The 24,850-nt window shown below is 67.2% G+C and carries 22 protein-coding genes and 6 pseudogenes; 16 read left to right on the top strand and 12 right to left on the bottom strand.

All coding sequences use genetic code 11. The features are described 5' to 3' along the window. The first annotated feature begins 810 nt into the window (after positions 1-810). On the top strand, positions 811-1,746 hold the full coding sequence (locus tag IE226_RS39895; protein ID WP_190086425.1) for an endonuclease/exonuclease/phosphatase family protein: 936 nt from the start codon (positions 811-813) through the stop codon (positions 1,744-1,746). A 197-nt stretch (positions 1,747-1,943) separates the two neighbouring features. Next, positions 1,944-2,723, top strand: a complete 780-nt coding sequence (locus tag IE226_RS39900) for a DUF1963 domain-containing protein (protein WP_190086426.1) — start codon at positions 1,944-1,946, stop codon at positions 2,721-2,723. Positions 2,724-2,793: 70 nt separating this feature from the next. On the opposite strand, the pseudogene IE226_RS44505 reads toward IE226_RS39900, so the two are convergent. From IE226_RS44505 to IE226_RS39915, 3 genes and pseudogenes are all read right to left on the bottom strand, one after another. After that, positions 2,794-3,348: pseudogene (locus IE226_RS44505) on the bottom strand (P-loop NTPase family protein); the annotation flags it as partial. Next, entirely contained in the window at positions 3,341-3,901 is a 561-nt protein-coding gene (locus tag IE226_RS39910) for a DUF6042 family protein (protein WP_229871865.1), read from the bottom strand. The pseudogene IE226_RS44505 and the gene IE226_RS39910, both read right to left, overlap by 8 nt. A 300-nt stretch (positions 3,902-4,201) precedes the next feature. Then, on the bottom strand, positions 4,202-4,477 hold the full coding sequence (locus tag IE226_RS39915; protein WP_229871866.1) for a hypothetical protein: 276 nt from the start codon (positions 4,475-4,477) through the stop codon (positions 4,202-4,204). A 405-nt stretch (positions 4,478-4,882) separates the two neighbouring features. Between IE226_RS39915 and IE226_RS39920 the strand changes: the two genes are divergently transcribed. Beyond that, complete coding sequence (locus IE226_RS39920) at positions 4,883-5,347, top strand: GNAT family N-acetyltransferase (protein WP_190086428.1); 465 nt, start codon at positions 4,883-4,885, stop codon at positions 5,345-5,347. Between the two features lie 402 nt (positions 5,348-5,749). On the opposite strand, the gene IE226_RS44510 is transcribed toward IE226_RS39920, so the two are convergent. The 3 genes from IE226_RS44510 to IE226_RS39930 all read right to left on the bottom strand — a co-directional run bounded on the left by IE226_RS44510 (position 5,750) and on the right by IE226_RS39930 (position 7,772). Further along, on the bottom strand, positions 5,750-6,169 hold the full coding sequence (locus tag IE226_RS44510) for a transposase (RefSeq protein WP_229871867.1): 420 nt from the start codon (positions 6,167-6,169) through the stop codon (positions 5,750-5,752). Positions 6,170-6,171: 2 nt separating this feature from the next. Next, positions 6,172-7,362, bottom strand: a complete 1,191-nt coding sequence (locus IE226_RS39925; protein WP_229871868.1) for a transposase — start codon at positions 7,360-7,362, stop codon at positions 6,172-6,174. Positions 7,363-7,550: 188 nt separating this feature from the next. Continuing rightward, positions 7,551-7,772 carry a hypothetical protein gene (locus tag IE226_RS39930; RefSeq protein WP_190086429.1) on the bottom strand — a complete coding sequence of 74 codons (222 nt, stop codon included), beginning with the start codon at positions 7,770-7,772 and terminating at the stop codon, positions 7,551-7,553. 166 nt (positions 7,773-7,938) lie between these two features. Between IE226_RS39930 and IE226_RS39935 the strand changes: the two genes are divergently transcribed. The 4 genes and pseudogenes from IE226_RS39935 to IE226_RS45340 all read left to right on the top strand — a co-directional run. Beyond that, a complete protein-coding gene (locus IE226_RS39935; RefSeq protein ID WP_190086430.1) occupies positions 7,939-8,460 on the top strand; it encodes a DUF3995 domain-containing protein in 522 nt (173 codons plus the stop codon). After that, positions 8,460-8,822, top strand: a pseudogene (locus tag IE226_RS44515) (DUF3995 domain-containing protein); the annotation flags it as partial. The gene IE226_RS39935 and the pseudogene IE226_RS44515, both read left to right, overlap by 1 nt. Positions 8,823-8,856: 34 nt before the next feature. Then, on the top strand, positions 8,857-9,255 hold the full coding sequence (locus IE226_RS45335) for a DDE-type integrase/transposase/recombinase (RefSeq protein WP_373307107.1): 399 nt from the start codon (positions 8,857-8,859) through the stop codon (positions 9,253-9,255). Next, positions 9,192-9,494: pseudogene (locus IE226_RS45340) on the top strand (integrase core domain-containing protein); the annotation flags it as partial. The gene IE226_RS45335 and the pseudogene IE226_RS45340, both read left to right, overlap by 64 nt. A gap of 42 nt (positions 9,495-9,536) precedes the next feature. Here the strand turns inward: IE226_RS45340 and IE226_RS39945 are convergent. Further along, positions 9,537-10,430, bottom strand: a complete 894-nt coding sequence (locus tag IE226_RS39945; protein WP_190086432.1) for an NmrA family NAD(P)-binding protein — start codon at positions 10,428-10,430, stop codon at positions 9,537-9,539. A 103-nt stretch (positions 10,431-10,533) separates the two neighbouring features. On the opposite strand from IE226_RS39945, the gene IE226_RS39950 reads away from it, so the two are divergent. Continuing rightward, positions 10,534-11,148, top strand: coding sequence for a TetR/AcrR family transcriptional regulator (locus tag IE226_RS39950; RefSeq protein WP_190086433.1), 615 nt, complete (start codon positions 10,534-10,536; stop codon positions 11,146-11,148). 384 nt (positions 11,149-11,532) lie between these two features. Here IE226_RS39950 and IE226_RS39960 read toward each other — a convergent pair whose 3' ends face one another. The 3 genes from IE226_RS39960 to IE226_RS39970 form a co-directional block, all read right to left on the bottom strand. After that, complete coding sequence (locus tag IE226_RS39960; RefSeq protein ID WP_190086434.1) at positions 11,533-11,805, bottom strand: hypothetical protein; 273 nt, start codon at positions 11,803-11,805, stop codon at positions 11,533-11,535. A gap of 151 nt (positions 11,806-11,956) precedes the next feature. Then, on the bottom strand, positions 11,957-13,126 hold the full coding sequence (locus tag IE226_RS39965) for a serine/threonine-protein kinase (protein ID WP_308429593.1): 1,170 nt from the start codon (positions 13,124-13,126) through the stop codon (positions 11,957-11,959). A 379-nt stretch (positions 13,127-13,505) separates the two neighbouring features. Further along, entirely contained in the window at positions 13,506-13,997 is a 492-nt protein-coding gene (locus tag IE226_RS39970; RefSeq protein ID WP_190086436.1) for a hypothetical protein, read from the bottom strand. 187 nt (positions 13,998-14,184) lie between these two features. Here IE226_RS39970 and IE226_RS39975 point away from each other — a divergent pair. From IE226_RS39975 to IE226_RS39990, 4 genes and pseudogenes are all read left to right on the top strand, one after another. Beyond that, a protein-coding gene (locus tag IE226_RS39975) for an IS3 family transposase (protein ID WP_229871876.1) occupies positions 14,185-15,416 on the top strand; the annotation gives its coding sequence in 2 pieces (ribosomal slippage) (positions 14,185-14,502 and positions 14,505-15,416; 1,230 coding nt in all). Between the two features lie 251 nt (positions 15,417-15,667). Then, on the top strand, positions 15,668-16,204 hold the full coding sequence (locus IE226_RS39980; RefSeq protein ID WP_190086437.1) for a VOC family protein: 537 nt from the start codon (positions 15,668-15,670) through the stop codon (positions 16,202-16,204). Beyond that, positions 16,197-17,000 carry a MerR family transcriptional regulator gene (locus IE226_RS39985; RefSeq protein WP_190086438.1) on the top strand — a complete coding sequence of 268 codons (804 nt, stop codon included), beginning with the start codon at positions 16,197-16,199 and terminating at the stop codon, positions 16,998-17,000. Before IE226_RS39980 ends, IE226_RS39985 begins: the two co-directional genes overlap by 8 nt. A 400-nt stretch (positions 17,001-17,400) precedes the next feature. Continuing rightward, positions 17,401-17,997: pseudogene (locus IE226_RS39990) on the top strand (transposase); the annotation flags it as partial. Between the two features lie 1,143 nt (positions 17,998-19,140). Here IE226_RS39990 and IE226_RS44525 read toward each other — a convergent pair. Further along, a pseudogene (locus tag IE226_RS44525) lies at positions 19,141-19,660 on the bottom strand (ATP-binding protein); the annotation flags it as partial. A 109-nt stretch (positions 19,661-19,769) separates the two neighbouring features. Here IE226_RS44525 and IE226_RS44530 point away from each other — a divergent pair. Next, positions 19,770-19,979 (top strand): hypothetical protein, encoded by a 210-nt coding sequence (locus IE226_RS44530; protein ID WP_229871869.1) that lies wholly within the window; start codon positions 19,770-19,772, stop codon positions 19,977-19,979. A gap of 485 nt (positions 19,980-20,464) precedes the next feature. Here the strand turns inward: IE226_RS44530 and IE226_RS40000 are convergent, their stop codons facing one another. Next, complete coding sequence (locus tag IE226_RS40000) at positions 20,465-20,692, bottom strand: DUF5133 domain-containing protein (RefSeq protein WP_190086439.1); 228 nt, start codon at positions 20,690-20,692, stop codon at positions 20,465-20,467. 681 nt (positions 20,693-21,373) lie between these two features. On the opposite strand from IE226_RS40000, the gene IE226_RS40005 reads away from it, so the two are divergent. The 3 genes and pseudogenes from IE226_RS40005 (at position 21,374) to IE226_RS40015 (ending at position 24,819) form a co-directional block, all read left to right on the top strand. Beyond that, positions 21,374-22,213 (top strand): urease subunit gamma, encoded by an 840-nt coding sequence (locus tag IE226_RS40005; RefSeq protein WP_229871870.1) that lies wholly within the window; start codon positions 21,374-21,376, stop codon positions 22,211-22,213. After that, positions 22,197-24,046, top strand: a pseudogene (locus IE226_RS40010) (urease subunit alpha). Before IE226_RS40005 ends, IE226_RS40010 begins: the two are co-directional and overlap by 17 nt. A 98-nt stretch (positions 24,047-24,144) precedes the next feature. After that, complete coding sequence (locus tag IE226_RS40015) at positions 24,145-24,819, top strand: urease accessory protein UreF (RefSeq protein WP_190086440.1); 675 nt, start codon at positions 24,145-24,147, stop codon at positions 24,817-24,819. Positions 24,820-24,850 lie beyond the last annotated feature (31 nt).

Below are 24,850 nucleotides of genomic sequence, written 5' to 3' on the forward strand. Positions count from 1 at the left end.
TCGGCACCCACCAACGGCCACAAGCTCTCGTCTCGTTGCCGGTCCGCAGGTCCGCCTGGAAAAAACCAGTTCTGCCCGCCGCAGACGGACCCGAACTCCCGAAGTGCGAAGCACAGCTGTCCACCCGTTCCGCGTCCCGGTGATCATCCGCGACTCGGCACCGCAGCCGCCGCCGCTGCCAGGAGGGGAGAAGGACGGCCGGTCTGAGTCCGAAAGCATCGGTCATCAAGATTCTCCGAGTCGTTCGACACGACGGGCTGTCCTGGTCCAACGACACAGCTGCGAATCGGGCACAGCCCTGTCCGGGGGCGCGAGCCCCAGTGCGCCGGACCCACAGCCATGGCCATGGACCACCACAAACGTCGTGATCAGATCTACGTGCGAGCTGTCTCAACTCTCCGGCATCTCCCTGGCACGCGACGCTGCCCAAGGTGACGGACGGGTGGTCGCCTTCGGCTTCCGGCAGCCGGTGATGACCTGCCCGGGTGCGCGGACGGCCCGGAGGCCCGTGCGTGAACGCGGGGGCTGTCGGCGGTGCACGGGCCTTGTCGATACAGAGCCGGACGGTCCTGTCCGGAAGTGTCCCGGACAGGGCTGTGGCCAGCCCGGACGGCTGCGGCTGTCCGGGACAGCCGGTCGCTCTTGTTGCAGCTGCTGAGCGCTGGCACCTTCTGAGGCGTCTGGCCAGTCAGATGTTGCGGCGACACAGCGCCGCAGCTCTGCAGCGGGTCGAAGACCAGGCACAGACCCAGGACAAGACACCTTCACGGGGAGGAGCTACACATGCGCTCAGCACGTCACCTACGTGGTGTGATCGCTGGTACGGCCGCGGCCCTCGGAGTCCTCATCGGCCTCCTTGCCGCTCCGGCTGCGTCGGCAGACACCCGGCCCGCCGCGCTGCCGTCGGCCGTCAACGTCATCACGTGGAACATCTGCGGCGGACTCACCAGCTGCCCGAACTCCGATCACCCGCAACGCAAACTGCGCGAACTGGTCAACCGTAAGGTCGACGGCCAGAAACTCAACGTGATCATGATGCAGGAGTCGTGCGGCCGGCTGCATGCCGCCGCGCTCCAGAAGATGCTCGGCAGCGGCTGGGCCGTCCAGCACCGGGTCGCGCCGCTGCTGGCCACCGGCAAGCCCGCCCCCTGCGCAGCCGATGGCGGGCGTCTCGATGGCGGGGTGACGGTGGCGGTACAGAAGATGCCCGGCAGCGACTTTGTCAACGACAGGGACGCGTCGGCGCAGAGCGACGGGTGGAACATGACCTACACTCCGGCGCGGTCGGACACCCCCAAGCTGGGCACTCAGGGTGCGGCCTGCCTCGAGGACCGCGGCAACAAGCTGCTGGCGTGCACCACACACCTGGCCAACGAGAACGCCGACCCCAATGCCGCCTATCGGCGTGACTCGGTGTCCAGCCTGCACCAGCAGGTCAAGGAGTACCAGGACCGCGGCTACCGCACCATCGTCGGCGGCGACTTCAATCTGGAACCGGACGACTCCCAGATCAAGCCGATGTACGCGGGTAACTTCGAGGCCGACACCGACGACAAGTGCAACACCGCGGTGCACTGGACCCTCGGCTGCACCAGTCCGTTCGGCCACAAGTACGACTACATCTTCTTCAGCGACAACGGCTGGGACCTCAAGACCGGTGACGTGATCCGCAATGGATCATGGCGGTACGACTACGGTCGCCTCAGCGACCACTTCATGCTCCAAGGGGCCGTGAACCCGGTCTGACATTTCCATACGGCGCTGATCCCTGCTGCCCGGCTTCGTCCGGGCAGCAGGGATCAGCAGGTTCCTCCCGGGCGGAGCCGGGACGGGGCGGCAGTTCGACCCGTCCCGCCCACCCGACGCGAGGCGTGCGTGTGCGGCGAGGGCCGAAGGTGTCCGAAACAGCCGATCGTGCGCGCCAACACCCCTAGAGTGCACGCATGTTCGAGACGAAACTTGCCGCTGCGGCCGATCTGTTCCGCCCCCGGGCCGCCGCCCGTGACCTTCCGCCCGAAGACGTGGATGCGTTCATACGCTGCGTGCGCCCCGCGGTCCACGTGACCGAGGGGGACGGGCCACTGCGCGTGGGCCGGATGGGCGGAGCCCCGATGCTTCCCCCCGACGCGCCGGAGCCCTCGTGCCGGTTCGTCTTCTCCATCGACTGCGCCTCACTGCCCGCCGGTGCCACCGACCTGCCACTGCCGCCCGACGGCGAACTGCTGTTCTTCGCCGAGCTGGAACAGGACGGCAACGGCGACACCTTCACCTGGTACGTGCCCTCCGCAACCCCCACCCGCCACCGCCCGTGTCCCGAACCGTCCTCCACCCCGGCCGCCTACCGACAGCGGCCCCTGCAGATGACCGGCTCCGGACTCTCGGCCCCCGACTCCTACCGCTTCGCCGAACAACGATGGAAGGAAGGCTTCACCAGCGAACAGGAAAACATCGCCCACATGCTCGGCGAAACCTGGCAACAGGCCACCGACCCGCAACTCCTGGACGCGCACGGATTCATCCAGCTCGGCGGCAACTCCCGGGGCCACGAACTCGACCTGCTCCTTCAGGACGAGGAAGGCGACGACTGGGTGGACCTGGCCACCTGGACCTGCCAGAGCGAGGACCTCGACAACATCGAGTCCGCCACCATCGTCTGGGAAATCCGGCGAGAAGACCTGGCCGCACGGCGCTTCGACAACATCTACGGCCACCAGGACCAATAACGCCACCTGCCGCCCCGCCCCGCGGTCCCCCGGGCGGGATCACTGGCGGTAGGCGTGGCGTTGTCCGCCAGCGATGGTTCGGAAGTACTCGGTCCAGACCGCTCCCGCGCAGGATCTGGTGGAGGGTGTCGTCCAGGGAGCCGGCTGCGTCGATGACGGTCTCCAGGGCGTCGGGCAGGTCCTTCTTCCTGTACCAGTCGCGCAGGTTGTCGGCGGTGACCTGCTTGAGGTACATGGCATCGGCCTTCGTCGCGTGCCTGCACACCGTCTCCGCGTACGGCACATCGAGGTAGTAGCAGCGCGAGACGCCACGGTGGGCGCGGACCAGGTCCCGGAGCATGGGGCCGTAGCAGTCGGCGTACAGGATGCCTTCGACGACGTGGAAAGCGTTGTCCAGGACGTAGCGGGCGGTCATGCTGATCAGGCAGATGTTAGCGGCACCGGGCCGGTCACGTTCGCGCAGCACGATCCGGCGCAGGCTGTCCTGGGCGACGATGGCGAGGTTGCGGCCGAACTACTCGCGCAGGCCGGCCGCGACGGAGGACTTGCCTGAGGCGCTGTTGCCGCGGATCACGATGAGTCGCGTGTCGTCTGCGCCCACCGTGCCCGGCGCGCCGTCAGTCACCGAGGCTCAACTGCAACCGGTGCTCGTGGAAGTGATCCCAGTCCATGACGAGGCGGAAGCGCTGATGTGCCTCCAGTCGTTCCGCGTCGGCTGGCTCCTGGCCGCGCCGCCCGCCGGCATCGCCGGACTGAACGAGCTCCGCGAGGGCCAGGCGCACGTTGTCGGCGTCCTGACGGGTGGCAGAGGCCAGCCGGTCCAGGGAGGTAAGGATCTCCTGCGGCTCCCCCTCGTCGACCAAGTGGTCGATGAGGGTGTCGACGAGCGGTCCGGTGCGCATCGTCCAGCGGATCCAGTCGAGGCGCTTGGTGAGTTCAGCGTCCAGCGTCAGCAGATCCCCGGGCAGCGGAAGGACGGCTGGCTGCGACCACCGGGGGCCGCCCGGTGTCTCTTCGCGGCTCGCCATCCCCCAAGTCAGGTAGAGCTCGGACAGGTCCCGCACTGTCCCGGGCACCGGGAAGCCGGCGCCTGTCAGCATGGCGCCGAACGCCTCCATGCATCTGGCCTCGTTGGCCTCGCGGCCCTCCGGCGCTTCTTCGTAGTCCCACTCCCTCATCGGGCCACGAGAACGTGAGTGCGCTGCCGCGACCGCCACCGATCATGGCCCAGTGGCCGTCGAAGACGTCCTGCAGCAGGTCGTCGAGAGAGCCGGTGAAGCGGGGCTGGCTCGCGGTCCCGATCAGCATGGTCAGCAGAAGCCCTGGCGGGGCAGGACGTGCTCCGAGCCCGAGACGGACCAGTCGTTGTGCATTGCCAGGTCCCGGCGTGGGCCGGGCACATGCGGGTTCTCGGTCATCAGCGGCTCTTCCGCGAAAACGGCCTGACGCGCGCAGCGCACGCACGCAGGTGTGTCTCGTCATGGACATCCGACCCAGGCCCGATGGTCGGGTGCGGCATGCAGTTCCTCGCGCAGGCGGCCCCGTAGGACACCGACGCGCGTTCGGCCCTCCAAGACCTGAAGACCGCTGCCCGCCGGGTCCAGGAGACGCCGGTCGATGAGGAGCAGCGGGCGCCGCCACGTCCCGTACTCTTCCCAGTGCCGGCCCACTTCCGGGATTTTCACCGAGGCCCAGTACACCGGGTTTTCGGCGAAGTGCTCGATCAGTCCGGCGTCGCTCTCACCGGTCGGCATGGTGTGGAAGTCCGCAGCCGGGATCATCTCCGGCCGCCAGGTGATGTCGCGCAGGCCGATGCCGCCGTAGTCGCTGCCGAAAGGGCGTCATCGCCGTGGTCGAAGAGGAACTGAACCGCTCCGGGATGGGTGGAGGCTCCGGTGTGTCCCGAGTTGAGTGGAGCCGAGTTACCTGGTTTCACGCTAGCGGTGGTGTGCGGAGTTCGTACTCCACCGGGCTGACCATGCCCAGTGCGGAGTGCCTCCGCTGCCGGTCGGGACCGATATTGAGCGTAGTAGTGAGTCTCGTGCTCGTGGGGTAGGGTCCGCTGGCCGCCCGCCCCAGGGCAAGAAGCAGCGGCCCGCCGGATGACCATGGGTAACACGCTTCGAAAATCACTTGCAGTGCCTGCTTAGAGTGCGGACATGCCAATCTCGCTGCACCTGCAAGAGATCACCCCTGACAACTTCGAGGCCGCGATCAACCTGAGGGTTCGGCCCGACCAGGAACACTTGGTGGCGCCAGTGGTGAAGTCGCTTGCCGAGGCTTACGTTCACCCCGGCATCGCGTGGCCCCGGCTCATCTGCGAGGACGACGAGGTCGTCGGGTTCCTCATGGCCTTCTTCCACATCGACTGGACCGGCGAAGGCACCGACTTTCGCTCCGGGCTCTGGCGTCTCAACATCGCAGATGGAAAGCAGGGACGGGGCTACGGACGCTTCGCAGTGGAGTCCGTAGCCGCTGAGATCCGGCGCCGAGGTGGCACGCGCCTGACTGCCACCTGGCATCCCGGACCGGATGGCCCCATGGGTTTCTATCTGGCTCTCGGTTTCCGCCCAACTGGAGAGATCAGCGGAGATGAAACGGTGGGCATGCTGGAACTGGACTGAGCCCGGACTTCTGCCACACCGGCAACGACCAACATGACGACGTATTGGTCTATGCCATCCCGAGCTCAACCGGTGGCACCCGCTCAAGAACACCTACTGAGAGCCGTTTTCAACTGTTAAGCCTGTTTCATCCCAACATGCACCTACGGCAGGGCATGACTTGAGGGGTTACAAAGGCGGAGGCACTCCATGGGCCGCCTGTAAGGCCCGACTTGTCTGTCTCATCCTGCGAAGCCTGTCTCATCCCAAAACATGCACCGGTGCCCCCTACGTCTAGCGGAGGCGTGCCGGAAATCGACACGCGTGGGGACCAGGATGAGTCAAGAGATATATGAGGCAGCGCAAACCAGCTGGAAACGACCTCTAAGCTTGACTCTGTCGAGGATCTTGGGGTTGTCGAGGTCAGGTGCCCAGGGTTCGCCAGGACTTCGGTCGGGGTAGCTCGTGTTGGTCGAGGTAGTTCTGGAAGGCAGTCGGTCGGCGGGGCCTGGGTGTTTCCTCGGCCGGTGACAGTCCGCTGAGACGCTCGATGTTGACGGCGATGGCCGTCAGGACGTGCTGGATGTGGGCTTTCCCCTGTCCTCGGTAGCGGCAGCGCCGCATGCCGTGGCCGTGGGCGAACTCGTTGACCGTGCCCTCCACTGCCGAGCGGACCGCGTAGCGCGTCTTCCACTCGGGCGTCTGCTGCTCCGCGCGGACGCGAAGTTGCAGTTCACGGAGTTCTAGCGGGGGAAAGCCCACGGTGCGGTTGCTGTCGGCTGTGGTGGTGCACTGGGCGCGGGACGGGCAGGGGCGGCACTGGCTCTTGGTGAACCGGGCCACGATCAGCGGGGCGCGGTGGGCGAGGAGGTCGGGTAGGGACCGTGCCAGCCTGCACTGACCTGGCCCTGGGGGCAGGTGACCTGCTGACGGTCGTAGTCGATGTGGAAGTCGTCCCGGGTGAAGCCCTCGCCCCGATGGTGCTGCCGGGTGGGGTTGCCTCGGAGCGGCCCGGAGACGGTGACCTGGTGTTCACGTGTGGCCTGTTCCAGGTGGGGCAGGGAGGTGTAGCCGGCGTCGACCAAATGCTCGGCGGGCAGCAGCCCGCGACGCGCCAGGCGGGCGTGGATGCTGGGCAGGACCTTGCTGTCGTGAGTGGTGGCCGCGGTGGTGGCCACATCCGTGATCACGTTGGGGCCGTCCGGCGCGCACGTCTCCGTCAGATGAGCGGAGAACCCCTTCCAGCTGATGATGTGCCCGTGCCGTGCGTAGCGGGCGGTGGTGTCGTAGGGCGAGACGATGGTCCGGGACGAGGACGGCAGCCCGGTCCCGCCTTCCTTCTCGGCGGTGCGCCAGCACGGTTTTCCTGCGGCGTCACGGTGGTAGTTCTGCACCATCATCTGGCGCAGGGCCTGGACACGAGGGCCCGACGTGCGGCCTGCTCCGTGCCGGTAGAGGTGTTCCAGGAGCCGGACGGCATCGTTCCCGGTGGCCAGGATCCTGGTCGTGGGCTTGGTGGGGTTCTTGCCCAGGCGGACCGGCCGGCCGTAACGGCGCCCCCACTCCTCGTCGACCAGCTCGTCCAGCAAGTGCGGGGCGATGCTCGCGACTTCCTCCAGTGCGGCGCGAACCACCTCGGTGAGCAGCTCCAGGCGGGTCAGGTCGCGCACCGCGGCCAGGACATGGGTGGAGTCGGTGCGTTGCGTGGTGCGCTCGCGCACCAGGCCGGCCTCCTTGAGGCGGGCCAGTGCAAGGTCGAGGAGCCGGTCGGCGCGGTCGTCTTCGCCGAGACGGTCGCGGAAGTCGGCCAGCACGCTGTGGTGGCAGCCGGGATCGTCCAGCTCCATCGCCATCGCGTACTTGAAGCCGATGCGGCAGCGGACCGCCTCGGCGGCCTGCCGGTCGGAGAGGCCGAGCAGGAACTGCAGCACACAGACAGTGGCCAGCTGAGCAGGCGAGAGACCCGGACGCCCGTCACGCGGGTACCAGTCGGCGAAGTCCTCGTCGCACCACAGACCGTCGAGGCGGTCACGCACCCATATCGCCGTCGCACCACCCGGGTTGCTCGCCCGCGCAATCCGCGCAGTCAAAGACGGGACTTGCTCACCGGAACGCGGGCGCAGGGACAACGGGCACCTCGACAGCCACATCGGTCATCGGAACCACCCGAGCATGCCCGCTGATCATGCTGCCGCACCGAGAAACCCCAAGATCCCCGACAGAGTCAAGCTAAGTGGAAGCCGCCGAAGCGGTCGGTGGGTTTGCCGAGCACGGCGAGGATGTCGTACGCGAGGGCTGTCCCGGTGCAAGTGGCGGGGGTTGGGTGCATGGTGATGCGGCCCTGGGCCGTGTCGTGCGAGGCCGGGAGCGCGGCAGTGGAGGCCCGGCTGTCGTGGCGGTCGGTGGTGACGGCGGCCAGTTCCAGGGCCCGGTCGAAGAGGATCAATGTGCGCGCCGCTGTTTGGGTTTGCTGTAGAGCCAGCGCAGCAGCTACTCGTTCACCGCGGGGCTCTTGGTGATGCGCAGGGCCCCACCGCCCTAAGCCGCCGGGAGGAGGCGGATCGTTCTGGGGTTTGATGCTCGCTTGCCGGCGCGCGGAAAGGATGTGCGTCATGAGTGACGCCAAGGGCCATTCCTGGGCCCACCACGCCCCGCACGCCTCATTCGTCTGGATGTCGGCCTCGGCCGTCTGGCACATCTGGATGGCGGTCTTCCCCGGCTCGGACGTCGACACCGCCGGCCCCTGGGGCTATACCGCGTACATCATCTACGACTCGTTGATCATCTTTATGTCAGTGGTCGGCGCGGTATTCGTTCTGGCCACGGTCAGCTCCTGGGGGCGGGTCCTGCCACGCCGCCTGATTCTCATCCCGCTCATCGTCGGCTGTGTGCTCCTGGTCGTCCGCGGGGGCCCGGGGATGGTCGAGAACTTTCTGGTCGCCACCCAGATCACTCCCCGGGGCGTGGTCGGCATCTTCGACTCGTCGGTTCCCGAGATGTCGGCGGGCGAATTCTGGAGCACGTTGGCGGTCAACTCGTTCTTCTTCGCCGGCGGGCTGTTCCTGGTTCCCACGACGCGCTCCTACGCCCACCGGACACGGACGGCCCCGGCAACCCAGAAGGGTACTCGCTGATGACCGCAGCACAGAAGACCCAGACGGCCGGCACCGCCCCGGCGGCCTCGCCGGACACACTGCGCACGATCTGCCACACGAAATTCTCCTGGGTGATCGTCTTCACCGCCCTCCACGTCTACTGGTGCTTCGGCGACACGTTCGGCTTCGGTGACGCGAGCGCCACCGTGCCGCAGACCAAGACCGTCGGCGACTGGGTTTCCGCGGCGGTGATCAGCGTCATGTTCCTGGTCGGGGCGTTCGTCCCGTTCGCGCTCCACCGGCCCTGGGGCCGCACCGTGCCCCGCTGGCTCCTGTACTGCTGCACCTGGACGGGGGCAGCCCTGCTCATCGTGCGCGGCACGGCGGGGGTCCTCGACAGCGTGCGGTCAACCACAAGCGCATCGCGAGGATCATATGCGGACCATCGGCCTCGAAGGAGTCCGCCTGCGGCGCCGGCACCGCACCACCATCGCCGACCCGGCCGCCGCGAAAGCCCCGGACCTGATCGGCCGCGTCTTCACCGCGACCGGGATCAACACCAAGTGCGTCGGCGACATCACCTACTTGAGCGTCAGTGGCGGACGATTCTGCTATCTCGCGACGGTGATCGACCTGCACTCGCGCCGCCTGGCCGGATGGGCGATCGCCGACCACATGCGAACCGAGCTCGTCATCGACGCCCGCCGAGGTCTTCGAAGAGCAGCTACGCTCGCTGCAACAGCCCGGTGTTGCAACGACTGGTTGAACTCGCCCAGTACACCAGCCGGGCCTTCGCGGACGCCTGCCGCCGGGCCGGCGTCCTGCAGAGCATGAGCGCCGTCGGGTCCAGCGCGGACAACGCCGCCGCCGAATCGTTCAACGCCAGCTTCAAAAGAGAAACACTGAAGGGCCGAAAAGGCTGGTCAAGCGAGCGCGAGGCCCGACTCGACGCCTTCCGCTGGCTGTCCCGTTACAACACCCGACGCCGTCATGCACGGCTCAGCCAGCGAGCCCCGGTCACCTACGAGACCACCGTCCACCCAACATCAACTACCCTGGCCCGAGCCGCATAGACGTGTTCAAACTTCGGGGTCAAGGCCCCCGATCTGGGGTACTCAGGGTGTCGGCGGAACGGCGACGGCCCGCAAGGATTGCAGGTTGGCTGCCAGGAAGTCGTCGAATGTGCGCGCTGGCCGGCCCGTTATATCGCGGACTGTGGTCGTGATCGTGGCCTGGGATCCGGCGGCTACCTCCTTAACCAGGAAAGCGATATCGTCGGCAAACCGGGGCGGTAGGCCCTGGGACCTCATGGCGGCGGCCAGAGAGTCGGGGGGCAGTTCCGCACGTCCCACAGGCCGGCCCAGCGCGGACGAAACCTTGTCGGCGACCTCGGCGTCAGTGAGCGCCTCAGGGCCGGTGAGGACGAAAGCCTTCTCCTGGGCCAGCGGCCCTGCCAGCGGCCCTGCCAGCAGGACGGTCGCGCAGGCCGCGATGTCATGGCAGTCGATGTGGGCGACAGGAGTGCTGCCGTAGCTGCTGATCAGGTTTCCGTCAGAGGTGAAGGCTTCCGGTGTGAGGAAGTTCTGCATGAAGCCAGCGGGCTGCAGCAGCGACCAGGCGAGACCAGACGCCTGCAGATACTCCTCGATTTCCCCGTGCGCGCCCTGGGAGAGCTTCGCCCCCTGGCGAGCGTGCCAGACCGACACCTTCACCACATGCGTGATGCCGGCCTCGCGCGCTGCGTCGATCACTGTCTTCTGCTGACGGATCATCGGCTGCTCCCCATCCACCGGCTGCGCGCCCGCGCTGTTGAGGAACAGCCGGTCCGCGCCGTCAAGCGCTGCGATGATCGAGTTCGGGTCGTCGAAGTCGCCGACGACGAAATCGCAGCCCATTGCCCGCCCCTTGGCCTCGTCGCGGACCAGTGCCCGAAACGCCGCGCCGGCCTGACGCAGCTGGCCCGCCAAGGACCTGCCGATGGCGCCGGTGGCTCCCGTTATCAAGATCACGTAAGTCCCCTCAACGGGTGCGGCGGCCCCCCAACGGCTAACCTGAGGGACCCTCGGATAGAGTTAACCTGAGGCCTCCTCGAATTAGCAAGGAGCGAAGAAGATGACTGAGCCCCCGCGCCGCCGGCCGCGTGCCGACGCTCGGCGCAACCGCGATCGCCTCCTGGCCGAGGCCGACGCGGTTTTCCGTCAAGAGGGCACGGACGCGCCCTTGGAGAGCGTCGCCCGACGGGCTGGCGTCGCGATCGGCACGCTGTACGGCCATTTCCCCAACCGTCGCGCCCTCGTCGGCTCACTGCTACGCGAACGCAATCAGGCCCTTTTCCAGCACGGACAGGAACTGCTCACCAGCTCCCCGCCCGCGCAAGCGCTCACCCGGTGGGTGTACGCGGTAGTCGAGCACGCCGCCGCCTACCAGGGGCTGGCCGCTGTACTGGCCGACGGCCTGGGTGACCAGGAGTCCGAACTCCATGCCTCTTGCGTGCGCATGACAGACATCAGCGACCAGCTGATCGTCAACGCCCGGGCGATCGGCGCACTCCGCCGAGACGTGACCGGCGCCGACATCTTCGCCCTGATGAACGCCGCCGCCTGGACCCGCGAGCACATGCCCCTTGAGCAGGCGGACCGGCTCGTGGCACTGACCATGGACGGCATGTTGACCCAGGCACCGAACAGGAACACAACGATGAAGCAAGACCGCAGCCAGACCTCTTGACCACCGGCAGGTCAGTCACTCGGAGAGGCCCCGCGGACAAAGAACCGAAGAACGGTCCCCTACACCAACCAGCCGTCGCACTCTCCGCCGGGACCTCCTCGCCGTCACCGCCGGCCTCACCCTCACCCACAGCTCCGGTGTCGTCAAAGGCCACCTCAACCGAATCAAAACGATCAAGCGCCAGATGTACGGCCGAGCCTCATTCGCCCTCCTCAGAGCCCGCGTCCTCCTCCAGCCGTAGCCATCACGAAAGCGCGGTCACAACCCTTCACTTGGCGAGTGAGCGCGCGAAGTGGCACCCGCATCGGACGGCGTCGACGACTCGGGTGGCAAGGATGCTTGTTTGGCGTGACGGCGGCGGCCGTCGCGGTCGCAACAGCTCAGTCAGCGCTTTCCGTAGTTCTCCGGGCCGCAGGAGCGCGACGCTCGCGTCGTCGCGGCAAGTACATACGGATAGAGCCCTGCTTCCGCGGCGAGGTCGGTGCGCAGAGCGCGGACAGTGATCACATAGCGCCCCGTCCAGCGGATGTGGGCACGCCAGAAATATCCGTCGCTGAAGCTGCTGCGGCGGGGGCTGCCGTCGCTGTTGGTCTGGGCGGACCAGAGTGTCAGTTCCTTAAAGTACGAGCCGTCCTTCTGGAGGAAGTTGTAGGTCATTTCGGCCGTCGTGCTGTCCGGCATTGGGAAAACGGTGACGGAGACCAGGATGGGCGGGTTGGAACTGCGCTGCTCCAGGTAGACCCCGGCCATCACCCGCGGACAGCCGCAGGAGGTGAGTACGGAGACCGCGTCACTGGGCCCGACCTCCTCAGTCGGCCGGGGACCCGCCGCCACCCGTAGATACTCGGTTTCGAGGTCGTTGACGAACTTTTCGGGCAACAAAGCGTCTACGGTGAACGGAATCGGATCGGTTGCCCTGCTGCTCCATGATCTTTTCGTCTCCCTCTGCTCCCGCGGTGGTCGTGTCGTGAACGGGGCCGAGAATCCGCTCGACCTCGGCGCGCTGGGCCTGCATGAGGTCCCTGACGCGCGAGGGCCAGGGCCGCGTGGCCGTGGCGGCTTGACCAATGAGGTCTCGTAGTCGGCTCAGGTCGGCCCGCTCGGCCGGGTCCTTGGCCAGGCACGCTTCGGCGACTCGCCGTATGCGGTTGGGGAGCGCCAACAGGTCGGGCTCGGAGTACAGGACGTTGTGGAGCACCTGCTGCAGCGACGTCCCCGCGAACGGACTCGCTCCGGTACAGGCCATGACCAGCACGGAACCGAGCGAGAAGATGTCGCTCGCCGGCGTGATCGCCGTTCCGTCGACCTGCTCGGGAGACATGTAGGGCGGCGAGCCGACCACCCACCCGGTCCGTGTGAGCCTGGTGCTGCCCGGGGCGTCGTCGGTGGCCAGCGCGACACCGAAATCGACCACCCAAACGCCCTTGTCATTGGCGGTGAGCGGGACGCCCGTCGTGGTGGATTCGTCGGTGAGGAGGATGTTGTCCGGCTTGAGGTCCCGGTGCACGAGGCCGGCCCCGTGGATCTCGTGGAGCGCGGCGGTCAGGCCGGCGGCCAGCCGCAGGGCGGCCTCCTCCGGAAGCGTCCTAGGAGCGATGCCGACGGTGGTGGCATCGGTGGTTGCGCCGCTAGCGGCGTCACTGGCCGTACCGGCATCGGCCACCTGCTGCAACGACGGGCCCGAGATAAAGGCCGAGACGAGCCAGGGGGTGGGCGCGTCGAGGTCTGCGTCGAGCACGGGGGCGGTGTAGGCGCCGCGCACCCTGCGCGCTGCAGCAACCTCCCGCCTGAACCGCCCTTGGTGACGCGCGTCGTCGGCGAGAGCTGCGCGGATGAGTTTGACGGCCACAAGCCGGCCGTCCGACGCAGTACCCAGAAAGACCCGGCCCATACCACCATGGCCCAGTACAGCCAGTAATCGGTATGGCCCGATCTCCCGTGGGTCGGCCTCCGCCAGGGGTTCCACCACCACCACCACCTCCCAGCACAGATCATGCCGCGCGACAGCGGACAATGCTAGGCCGGCCCGGCAGCATCCAGTCTTCCCGCGGGAGGGAGGATTCAGCTCCTGGCATTCCTGCAGGATGAGTTGGCGTCGTGTTCCGGCGAGTTGAGCATCGGCGCTTCTTCTGGTCAGAGGCTTTACTCAACTCGCCGAATGGGATGCTGAGTCACATCCGCTGTTGAGCCGAAGCGCGATAGGTGCCACCAAGGCAAACTTGCTGTCACTCCGTGTAGGAGACCGGCTTAGGTCGAGGGGCGTCGGCGCAGATGTCACCAAACAACCTCCTGGATAAAACGCTCTTCCAGGTACCGGGCGGGCGGGCCGACGCATGGCAGGAGCCTGACCAATCACCTTAACGATGCCTGTCAAGAAACTTGATCATTCCCGCCCTGACTGCTTCGATATCCTCACCGCTATAGGCGGTCAGAGTGAACGAGCGGTCCCAGCAAACGAACTTACCGGGTGGCCAGTACCCGCGATTGAAAAACCCCTTGCGACGTTTCAACAAGCCCTGCGACAGCGGCGTGATGAGTGTGGCGCCGTCACTCATCAGCACCAGCGAAGTGCCAGACTCCCTATCACCATCGTCGTAAAACGTGCTGAACAGCCAACCCTCACCACGCACTACTCGCGTGGGATGGAACTGCCTCAAGTTGCCCTTCGGCTCCACCACTTCGTATTCGTGAACCGGAATAAGGGGGACACCGCGTCGTCGCAGAGCCGTAGCGAACTCTTCGAGTAGTGCAGGAAGGGGTGCGGCTGCTGCTTCTCTCGCCTGCTGGTTGCGTCTCGCATCAGCTTGACGCTTCTCTTCAAGTCGCCGCACGTCATCTTCCAGGCCCATGGGCGAACGCTACAGGGCTAGGGCGAGCCCTCGGGTCCTAACGAAATAACTTGCTTGGGATGAGGAGTCAGGCCGAGATTGGATAGTTGCGTAGCATAGAAGCGGTGACGGGGCCTCCCCCTGAGTGGTGGACACGCTGATACTGGATCTGCTTGATCCGGAGGAAGCGAGAAGACCGCCGAAGGCGATGAAGGACTACTCGGACGAGTTCAAGGCCGATGCCGTGGCCCTGTACGAGTCCACACCCGGGGCGACCTACAAGAGCATCGCCGCCGACCAGGGCATCAAACGGGCGACCCTGCGTGAATGGGTGCTGCGCGACCGCGAACGCCGTGGCGCCAGTGCGACGGCGGCGAAGCCGGCCGCCCCACCTCGGGAGGCGATGCCGTCCGCTGATCCGGACGAGCGGGTCCGACAGCTGGAGGCGAGGGTGGCAGAACTGGAAGCGAGTGAGCGCAAACTCGCCACCGAGCGGGACATCCTCCGCAAGGCGGCCAAATATTTCGCCGGAGAGACGAACTGGTGATCAGCCGCTTCCAGTTCGTTGACGACCACCGGGACACCTACGAGGTGAAGCGGCTCTGCCAGGTCCTGGACGTGAACCGGTCCAGCTACTACAAGTGGCTCGCCGGCGCCCGGGCCCGGGCCGCCCGGCAGCACCAGGACCGAGTCCCGGCCCAGGAGATCCGTCAGGTCCACGGCAAATCCGGCGGCACCTACGGCTCCCCGCGCGTGACCGCCGAGCTCCGCGAGCAGGGGCGGCAGGTCAACGAAAAGCGGGTCGCCCAGATCATGCGAACGTTCTCCATCACCGGCATCCGCCTGCGCAGACGCGTCCGCACCACCGTCCCGAACCCAGCAGCCCAGCCAGTCCCGGACCTGTTCCAGCGGAACTTCACCGCAACCGAACCCGGCCTGAAATACATGGGCGACATCACCTATCTCCCCCTGGAGAACGGGGAGTTCCTCTATCTCGCGACCGTGCTGGACTGCTTCAGCCGCAAGGTCGTCGGCTGGTCCATCGCCGACCACATGCGCACCGACCTGGTCGCCGACGCACTGCGGATGGCAGCCGCGACCCGCGGCAACCTGGCGGGCCCCGTGTTCCACTCCGACCACGGGGCCCAGTACGGATCGAGGGCCTTCGCCGGCCTCTGCAACCAGCTCGGTGTCAGCCGGTCGATGGGCGCGGTCGGCACCAGCGCCGACAACGCGGCCTGCGAAAGCTTCCACGCATCCCTGAAACGCGAGACCCTCCGGGGCGCCCACGACTACGGTGACGCTGGCACCTGCCGCAGGATGGTCTTCGCCTGGCTGACCCGCTACAACACCCGCCGCCGGCACTCCGCCAACGGCCACCTCAGCCCCAACGAATACGAACACCGACACCACACCGCTAAACTCACCCTCGCCGCGTGATCAATAACCGCGTGCCCACCTTCATGGGAAAGGCCCGGCACCTGCCCGCCACCCTCCTGCCCCAGTCGCCATACCGATCGCCCCGCCCCTGACAGACGCAATCCCGGAGGTTGACGCACCAGCCTTCCCAGGGACCCGCCACAAGCACCGCCATCGGCGCCGGCAAGCTTTCCGTCTTGGCGTAGGGCGCGGGTCCGAGATTCACGGATCAGGCTTGACCCTCACGTTGCGTAAGGCTGGAGGGTGGGTGCATGAGCGACTACTACAACGCCTTTGAGATGAGTCCTGTGCCTGCTCCCGGCCCGGGTGCGGTTCCGCCAGAGCCCTTCCGTGGCATCTATGGAATGCCCGCGTTCGTGACGATCCCCACGAGCGATCTGGCCGCGTCGGTGGACTTCTGGATTCGTGGGCTCGGATTCTTCGAACTGTTCAGCGTCCCCGACACGATGGTGCATCTGCGCCGGTGGGCGTTCCAGGACGTACTCCTCGTCTCGGCGGCGAGCATTCCGGAGCAGCCACCAGCAATGAGCTTCAGTTTCTCGGGCGTACTCAGCCAGGTCGATGCCCTTGCCGAGGCATGTCGAGCGTTGCGCCCGAACTCGGTCGACGGTCCACGGGACACCTTCTGGAACACCCGCGACGTGGAGGTGATCACCCCCGAGAACGCACGGGTCGTTTTCACCGCGGCGAAGCCCTTTGATCCGGCCAGTCAGGAGGCGCGGAACCTTGAAGCCATCGGAATCACCCCGCCGGGGGACGCTCGCGGCGACAATGGGGAGCATGCCTGATGCCACTGACGCCGAGGGCCTGACCGTCGGCCAGGTCTCGACGCGTCTGGGCGTGACAGTCCGCGCGCTGCACCATTGGGACGAGATCGGTCTGGCGCGACCGTCGCTGCGCACCGCTGCCGGGTACCGGCTCTACACCGCTGGTGATCTGGAACGCCTGCACCGCATCGTCGTCTACCGTGAGGTCGGTCTCGGCCTGGACAGGATCCGGGCCATCTTGGACGACTCGACCGCAGATGTGCCCGGCGCATTGCGCGCGCAGCGCCAGCAGGTTGCTGAACGCATCGACCGCCTTCAGCAGCTCAGTGCCGGACTGGATCGGATGATCGATGCCCACGAGCGCGGCCTGTTGCTGACCATCGAGCAGCAGGCCGCGGTCTTCGGCCCCCAGTGGAATCCGGACTGGCCCGCCCAAGCCCGTCGGCGTTACGGAGAGACCACGCAATGGGCGCAGTACGCCGAAGGCTCAGCCTCTCGCGGTCCGAAGGAATGGCAGGATGTCTCCGACGCCGTTGCCGACTTCGACCGCGCTCTCGGCGATGCGCTGGACGTCGGCGTCACACCTGGTAGCCCAGAAGCGAATCAACTCGTCGAATGGCACCGCGACGTCTTTGCTTCGTACTTTCCCCTCACCAGGCAGATGCAGGTCTGTCTCGGCCGCACGTTTGAGACCGATCCGGGATTTGCTGCCCATTACGACGGCATCCGCGCCGGCCTTGCCACGTGGTTCCGCCGCATCATCGACGCCAGCGCACGCGCCCACGGCATCGACCCAGACACCGCCACCTGGCAGTAGCGAGCGGGTCCGGAAGCCTGCACACGGCACGGGCGCCCGATGACACGCGTACGGGTTGTCGAGGGCGAGCGCAGTGCGCTCGTGGCGTACTCGCGAAAAATGTCCGGGCCGACGGCGCCACCCAAGGTGCCCCGCGAGCCCTACCAGCCGCCGACCAGTGACACCTTGACGCAACCTGGGCCAGGCCGGCGAGAAGCGCCTTCACCGCCACCGCGACTACCTGCGCCCCCGACAGCAGGAAGTAGGGAGCCGGCACTCGCGCCGACGCCGTGTAGGAGTACGTGCCCCGGCGCGGAAAGAGCTGGATGCGGAGGCCTGCGCGCTGAGGGCCTGTGTGACGTCGTGATCAATTTCGGGTTCTGGTCCCGGTGCGGGGGCAGGACCTGGTAGGACGCTGGGTGTGGCACGTAGGCAACTCACCGACGAGAAATGGGAGTTCATCGAGCCGTACCTGCCGACAGGCGAGTACGGTCCGTACCCCGAGCGGCTGCGGGAGCAGTTCGAGGGGTGATCTGGCGGTTCCGCCCAGCGCCCAGTGGCGCGAGATGCCTGCCGAGTTCGGACCGTGGCCAACGGTCTACGGGCGCTTTCGCGTCTGGCGGGACGCCGGGGTCTTCTCTGCTCTCCTGGAAGGCACGATCGCGGAGGCCGCCCGCCGCGGGCAGACGGACTTGTCCCTGGTCAGCGTGGACTCCACCACCGCCCGCGCCCACCACGATGCCGCCGGGATGTACATCGGCAAGGAGGTCATGGACGCCCTGGAGGAAGCCGCCGCCGACCAGGAACGGGCCCGGCAAAAGGGGGCGCCGCGCCGGAACAGAACGGACAGGACGGAAGCGACGCCCCCGACCGGGAAAAACGGCGGCACCTCAGACGACGGCACAAGCTCCGTCTGAAGCAAGCCCTGCTCGCAAGGTCCCGTGGCGGGCTGACCAGCAAGGTTCATCTCGCCGCGGACCGCACGTGCCGTCCGTTGTGCTGCTGCAGCATGACGGGGCCGGTTCGAGAGGGTGGCCCGGAGGGGAAGGCGCCGGTTTGCGGACATGGCGTGTCTGTGGTGGGAGGCTGGGAGTGGCTTCCCGGGAGGGCGGCGGCTGGAGCTGCCTCGTCGGCGATGCGGCTCCAGCCCGTCTCGTGAAAGCGTGCGCGTCTGTCACGGCTCGAGGGCTGGGAGCCAGTGGTGTGGGCCCAAGGCCCAACGTCACCTGGTCTGAGGGTAGAAGACGAGCCGGATTGATCGGAAGCAGGGCCGGCCGTCCACCCGCACGAAGCATGCTCGCCCTGTTGCACGACGCCTCAAGCCGTGAGGCCAAAATGCTCCAGGTCCTGGACCCCGACTTTCGTGCCCGGAGCGCCCGGCTCGGCGACCGCCCCCATCCGGTTCCCTTGGATCCGCCGTCCTGAGCGGGGCGTCCACGGCCGATGTCAGTCACTTCCTCGACACCTGCGGCTTCCCACTTCGCATCATCCGTTGCACTCAACTGCTCGGCCTGGTCAGCACCCTGGAGGATCCCAAGCTCGTCGCCGCCGCGTTTGGCATGGATTCCGAGGCCACGATGATCTATCCCGCCGACCACGCAGACCCCGGCCGCATTCCTGATACGTGACCGACGCGATAAATTCGCTGGTCGCGGCAGTGTTCGATCTGCAGAATCAACAAAATGCCGCGCTTCTTGTGTGACCCCTGCCGACACCCCCTCACCGAACCGGTCACCAAGACCAAAGTGCCACCTTCGGTGCCGATGTCAGAGATCCCGGGTGTCCGGACACGTCCGGCCCGGGTGCCCTGCGGAACTTATGCCCCGAATTTTCGGCTGAGCGAGTTCGACAACGACCCCCCGGGCTTCATCGTGCACCCCACCGACTTGATCGGCACCGAACAGCATCCCGACCTCATACGATCAATCGGCTGCTGCCAAGGCCCTGCAGGTGGCAATGGCCTGAACCTAGTCTGCAGGGGCTGCGGAGCCGAAGTCGCCACCCGACAAGCGGACTGTTACACGCAGAACCAAGTAACACTGGAGCCGACTGCGGTCTGTCTCTCCTTCTCCGACGACTGATCGCAGTACCCGGCAGCGCCGAACCCGTTGGCCCTTGGTGTCGCCTTGTACAGGCTCGCCGGAGCAAATGCGCTTTTCGAGAACGACTCGTTTGAGGCGATCGCGACGCTCTTCTTCTCCTCGCGTTCGGTCAGCCCCTGGAACAGCAACTCCGCTCCACGGCGGCCGAGTTCCGTGTAGCCGAGCTCACCAATGCACAAAGATCAACGTGTCCGTAACGGGCGATGGTCTTGGTCAGCTGCTTCTCGTCGACGGCCTCGACCAGCTCGTTGACGAGCTCGGTGGCCAGCACGTAGCGGGCCCGAAAGCCGTTCCTCACGGCCTCGCTGCCCAGCGCGATCAGCAGGCGGGACTTGCCGGTGTCCAAATCCCCGACCAGGCAGAGAGACTCGCCCTTCTGGCCCCACCCGCAGGTGGCGAGGGTTGACGGTGGCCGGGTCGCCGCTCGGATTGGCCCCGAAGTCGAAGGACCGCAGCGACCTGTCCCGCGGGAACGCTGCCGCCTTGATGCGCCGCTGGGAACGTCCCCTGGGCCTGGCCGTCGCACTCGGTCATCAAAAGCTCGGCCAGGAACACGCGATTGGACATCTGGTCGCGGGCCCTCGACAGAAGCACACGGCAGCACGCCAGGCTGGCACCACACGAAGTGGACCAGAACCCCAACTCACGTTCATAGCCACTCGACTCTAGAAATAGGAGCGTCAACGCGATGGCCGAAGCCCTGAACGGCACCTTCCAGGCCGAACTGATCGAGATGCAGGGCCCTCGCACGGTCGTTCGCGGCGTGTTCCAGCTCACCCCGGAAACGGCCTCGGCCCGGAACATCCGTGTAGGGCACATCGTTCATCTGGGTGTGGCTGCGGAGGGGACAGTGTCCCCGGGCCTCACCTATAGCCCATGGGGAAGATCGTTCGGCTGAAGCCCCATGGAGCCTTTCGCCGAGAGGCGACCGCCCTCCGCGTGCCACGCTCTACGGCCCCGGCTGGTCTCCCCCGTCCAGCCGGGGCTTCTCTATGTTTGCAGCACGTCGGTGAAGCCTCTCGGCTTGCCTCGCCTACGGCGCAGGCACTCTTGCCTTCATCTGGCTACAGAAATAGGACCAGCCCCGGGGGCTGCCGTACGTGCACGGTGACACGGGGGGACAGCGCTCGCGGCGTCGGCCGGGACCGGCGCCAGGGGGCGGTCGGGGCGGCGGCGCTCTGCGCGATCCATCGCCACGGTGCTGACCAATGACGACCCCCGGCAGTCGTCCGCAGGGACCGTCACCCGGGCCTGCGGAAGGGTGTAGAGCACGGCGATAGGGGGTGTGGTGGGTGGGGCGTCCATGCTGCGCCGGGGCCGTCGCAGAGAGGTGACGATCAGATCTTCCCGTGGGCGGCGCTGTGGCGCCGTCGGCCTGCCCCCTCAGGCGGTAAGGGCGTGTCCGCCGTCGACGCGGGGCGCGGAGAGCTGGTGGCGCGCGGCGGTGAGGGCGGCGTCGATGTGGCGGGTTCCGGTCGATACACAGAGCGTGTAGGCGACGTCTTCCATGCGCTGACGCGCCTCCTTGGTGCCCTTCTCGGCATGCAGCGCGCTCAGCGTCTCGTACTGCTCGAGCAGGTTCTTCAGCACGACCGGGTGTGCCATCAGCATCAGGGGCCTCCCTCAAAGCCACTACCAGGGGTATGCGACGCACCTTGTGCCCCAAGACCAGACCGTTATGCGCCCGCACTTTCACCTTGTCGCCCCGGCCGCCCGGGTCCTCCGGTCGAGCAGAGGGGCCTGCCGCCCCGGCCGGTGCGCACTCTGAACTGCCCCGCAACCGGTTGGTCAGGGTTCGACGACGTCACTTCGTCATGGAACTGCGGGCGACGCGCTGTAGTTCCACGCGGTCCGCGTCGGGCATGCTCGGGAAGTGGCCACCGGCGGCGTCCGAACAGGCTGCAGCTCTTCCTCGCCTTCCGCCTCGGCGCGTCGCACGCGGCCGCCTCTTCGGCCCTCACAGGTCGCCTCCCTCACTGCGCAACGACGGCTGCCAGCGGTCGTCCGCGAACTTGTTCCAGCAGCGCGTGCACACCGGCCGCTGCGCTGCGGCTCCGGGAAAGCCGCGTTTCGTTTGCAGCAGGTGTGCTCTGGCGCCCGCTTCCGGAAGGTTTCGCCGAAGCCCGTACTGGCGTGAAGCGAACCGCTCACATGGGTGACGCCTCTCCCCCGACAGCACTGCTCGTACGTGTGCCGGACAGCCGGCCGTTTTCACCGCGCGCAAGACAGCGGGAGCTTACTCACGAGATCAGCCGATGCCTCTCCGCCCCGCACGCGGGTGTTGCGCCCCGCATGCTCCCTGTGACCCCGGTTCATTCCATCCGGGCCAACCAGACCGTTTCACTGTCCATGGGGCCCCTCCCTCTTTCAGGATCGATCTACGACAGGCGCGACCGGCGGCATCCCTTTATTCCGCTTTGTGATGCCTGCCGCGCGGGCGAAGCGACGGACAGGAGATGGGGGACCGGGGTGCATCTGACTCCGCATGAGCAGGAACGTCTGTTGATCCACGTGGCGGCCGATGTCGCCCAGCGGCGGCGTGAACGCGGTCTGCTGTTGAACTATCCCGAGGTCATGGCGCTGTTGACGGCACACGTCTATGAGGAGGCACGGGCCGGGGCAACGGTTGATGCGGTGATGGAGTCCGGTCGCCATGTGCTGCAGCGCAGCGAGGTCATGGACGGCGTGCCGGAGATGATCAACAACGTCCAGGTCGAGGCGACGTTCCCGGACGGCACGAAGCTGGTGACCATCCACGATCCGTTCGATGAGGCGTCCACCAAGGTGGAGATTCATCCCGGCAAGCCGGAACTGCTGCCGGACGAGGACGAACACCGGGTGGTCTTCAACGAAGGCGCGACGCCCGTACCGCTGGTGGTGCGCAACCCCAAGGACCGTCCGATCCAGGTGGGCTCCCATTTTCACTTCGCCGAGGCCAACGAGGGGCTCAGATTCCGCCGTGAGGCCGCCCACGGAATGCGGCTGCACATCCCTTCCGGTACGTCCGAACGGTTCGAGCCCGGCGACAAGCGCACCGTGATGCTGGTGCCGATCGCCGGTGAGCGGATCATCCACGGGCTGCAGGCCGACAAGAGCGAAGAGGAGAAGCACCTCGATGCCGGACAGGACTGAGAACAAGGCCAAGAAGGACAAGCCCTGGGACCCACTGCTGCGTTCCCGCTACGCCGACCTGTACGGACCGACCGCCGGCGACCGGGTCCGGCTCGCCGACACCAATCTCGTCCTGCGTATCGACGCCGACTGGTGCGGCGGCCCGGGGATCAGCGGCGATGAGATGGTCTTCGGCGGCGGCAAGGTGATCCGCGAGTCGATGGGCCAGTCGCACATCCCCCGCGACGACCCCCGCGAACCGGTGGACACCGTGATCACCGGCGCACTGATCCTGGACCACTGGGGCGTGGTCAAGGCCGACGTCGGGCTGCGCGACGGCCGCATCCGGGCTATCGGCAAGGCATACAACCCCGAGACCATGACGCCGCCGGCCAACCGCGACCCGCGCGCGTCGGCCTTCGTCGTGGGGCCCGAGACAGAGGTGATCTCCGGCAAGGACCGCATTCTGACCGCGGGCGGCGTGGATACCCATGTGCACTTCCTGTGCCCGGAGCAAATCCACGAGGCGGTCGCCTCGGGGGTGACGACGCTGATCGGCGGAGGCACCGGGCCCGCCGAAGGCAGCACGGCCACGACCGTTACACCAGGCAAATGGCACCTCCAGCGCATGTTCGAGGCGCTCGACGCCTTCCCGGTCAACATCGGCCTGCTCGCCAAGGGCAGCACCGTCTCCGAGAAGGCGCTGCACGACCAGGTCGCGGCCGGTGCCTTGGGCTTCAAGATCCACGAGGACTGGGGCGCGACGCCGGCCGTGATCGACGCGGCGCTGAACGTGTGCCAGGAGACCGGGGTCCAGGTCGCCTGCATGCCGACTCCCTGAACGAGTCCGGCTTCGTGCACCACACCTTCGCCGCGACCAAGAAGGACCGCAGGACGAAGGACGCCAGGTACAGGAGCCTGCACATCTTCCACATCGAGGGCGCCGGCGGCGGCCACGCCCCCGACATGATCAGCCTCGCGAGCAAGCCGAACGTGCTGCCCGCGTCGACGAATCCCACCCGGCCCTTCACGGTCAACACCGTCAAGGAGCACGTCGACATGATGATCGTGTGCCACCACCTCAACCCGGAGGTCGAGGCGGACATGAAGTTCGCCGACTCCCGGATCCGGCCCTCCACCATGGCCGCCGAGGACCTGCTGCACGACATGGGCGCCATCTCGATGATGTCCTCCGACGCCCAGGCCATGGGCCGCATCGGCGAGATGATCATGAGGACCTGGCAGACGGCGCACGTCATGAAATCCCGCTACGGTCACCTGCGCGAGGACGACGCGCGCGCGGACAACTTCCGTGCCCGCCGCTACGTCGCCAAGTACACGATCAACCCGGCCATCACCCACGGCATCGACCACGAGGTCGGCTCCGTCGAGACCGGAAAACTCGCCGATCTGGTGCTGTGGGAACCGAAGTTCTTCGGCGTCAAGCCGCACATGGTCATCAAGGGCGGCCAGATCTCCTACGCCCAGATCGGCGACGCCAACGCCTCCATCCCCACCCCGCAGCCCTACCTCCCGCGCCCCGTCTGGGGCTTCGAGGGCCGCGCTCCGGCGGCCAACTCCTTCAACTTCGTGGCCGAGGCAGCCCTGGGCGGCGAACTCCCCCGGATCGGGCTGCTCAAGCCCCTGGGCCCGATCCGCTCCACCCGGGAGGTCACCAAGGCCGACATGGTCCACAACAACGGCCTCCCGACGATCGACATCGCCCCCGACACCTTCGACGTCACCATCGGCGGCGCCACCACGTCCGACGTCCGCACCACGCTCGACGGGCAGGAAGTCGGACGCAACTACGCCACCGAACTGCCCCTGGCACAGCGGTACTTCCTCTTCTGACCACCACAGCTTCTGATTCTGACCACCACGGCCGGAATCGGTCACGCTCGCGCGACCGATTCCGGCACCTTCGTCGCGAAAGGCGGCCCCGCCACCCCATGAGCCGCACTGCCCTGCTCGTCCTGGCCGACGGCCGTTTCCCCGCCGGCGGGCACGCCCACTCCGGCGGAATGGAGGCCGCCGTCGCTTCCGGCCGGGTCCACGACACCGCAAGCCTGGAGGCATTCTGCCGGGGCCGGCTGCATACCGCCGGACTGGTCGCCGCCGGCCTCGCCGCAGCCGCCGCCGACGGTTGCGACGCCCTCGCCCTGGACCAGGCCGCCGACACCCGCACCCCCGTAGCGGCGCTGCGCCGCATCGCACGCCGTCTGGGCCGGCAACTGATGCGCGCGGCCCGGGCCACCTGGCCCAGCACCGACCTCGACCACCTCGCCCGACACCGGCCCCAGGGCGCCCACCAACCGGTCGTGCTCGGCGTCACCGCCCGCGCCGCCGGACTCGCCCCGCTCGACGCCGCCCGGGCCGCCGCCTACGACAGCCTCGGCGGCCCGGCGACCGCCGCGGTACGCCTGCTGAGCCTGGACCCGCTCGACGCCACCGCCGTCCTGGCACGGCTCGCCGGCGAACTCGACACCGTCGCGGACGCCGCGGACGCCGCGGCCCGCCGCGTCACCGCCGAGGGCGTCGGCGTCCTGCCCGCCGCCTCCGCTCCCCTGCTGGACATCACCGGCGAGCAGCACGCCGCCTGGACCGTCCGGCTCTTCGCCTCCTGACCAGCCCCGACCGACGCATGGAGCCTCCTCG

This window comes from Streptomyces longisporoflavus (assembly GCF_014649775.1).
In the GTDB taxonomy this organism is placed as follows: Bacteria; Actinomycetota; Actinomycetes; order Streptomycetales; family Streptomycetaceae; genus Streptomyces; species Streptomyces longisporoflavus.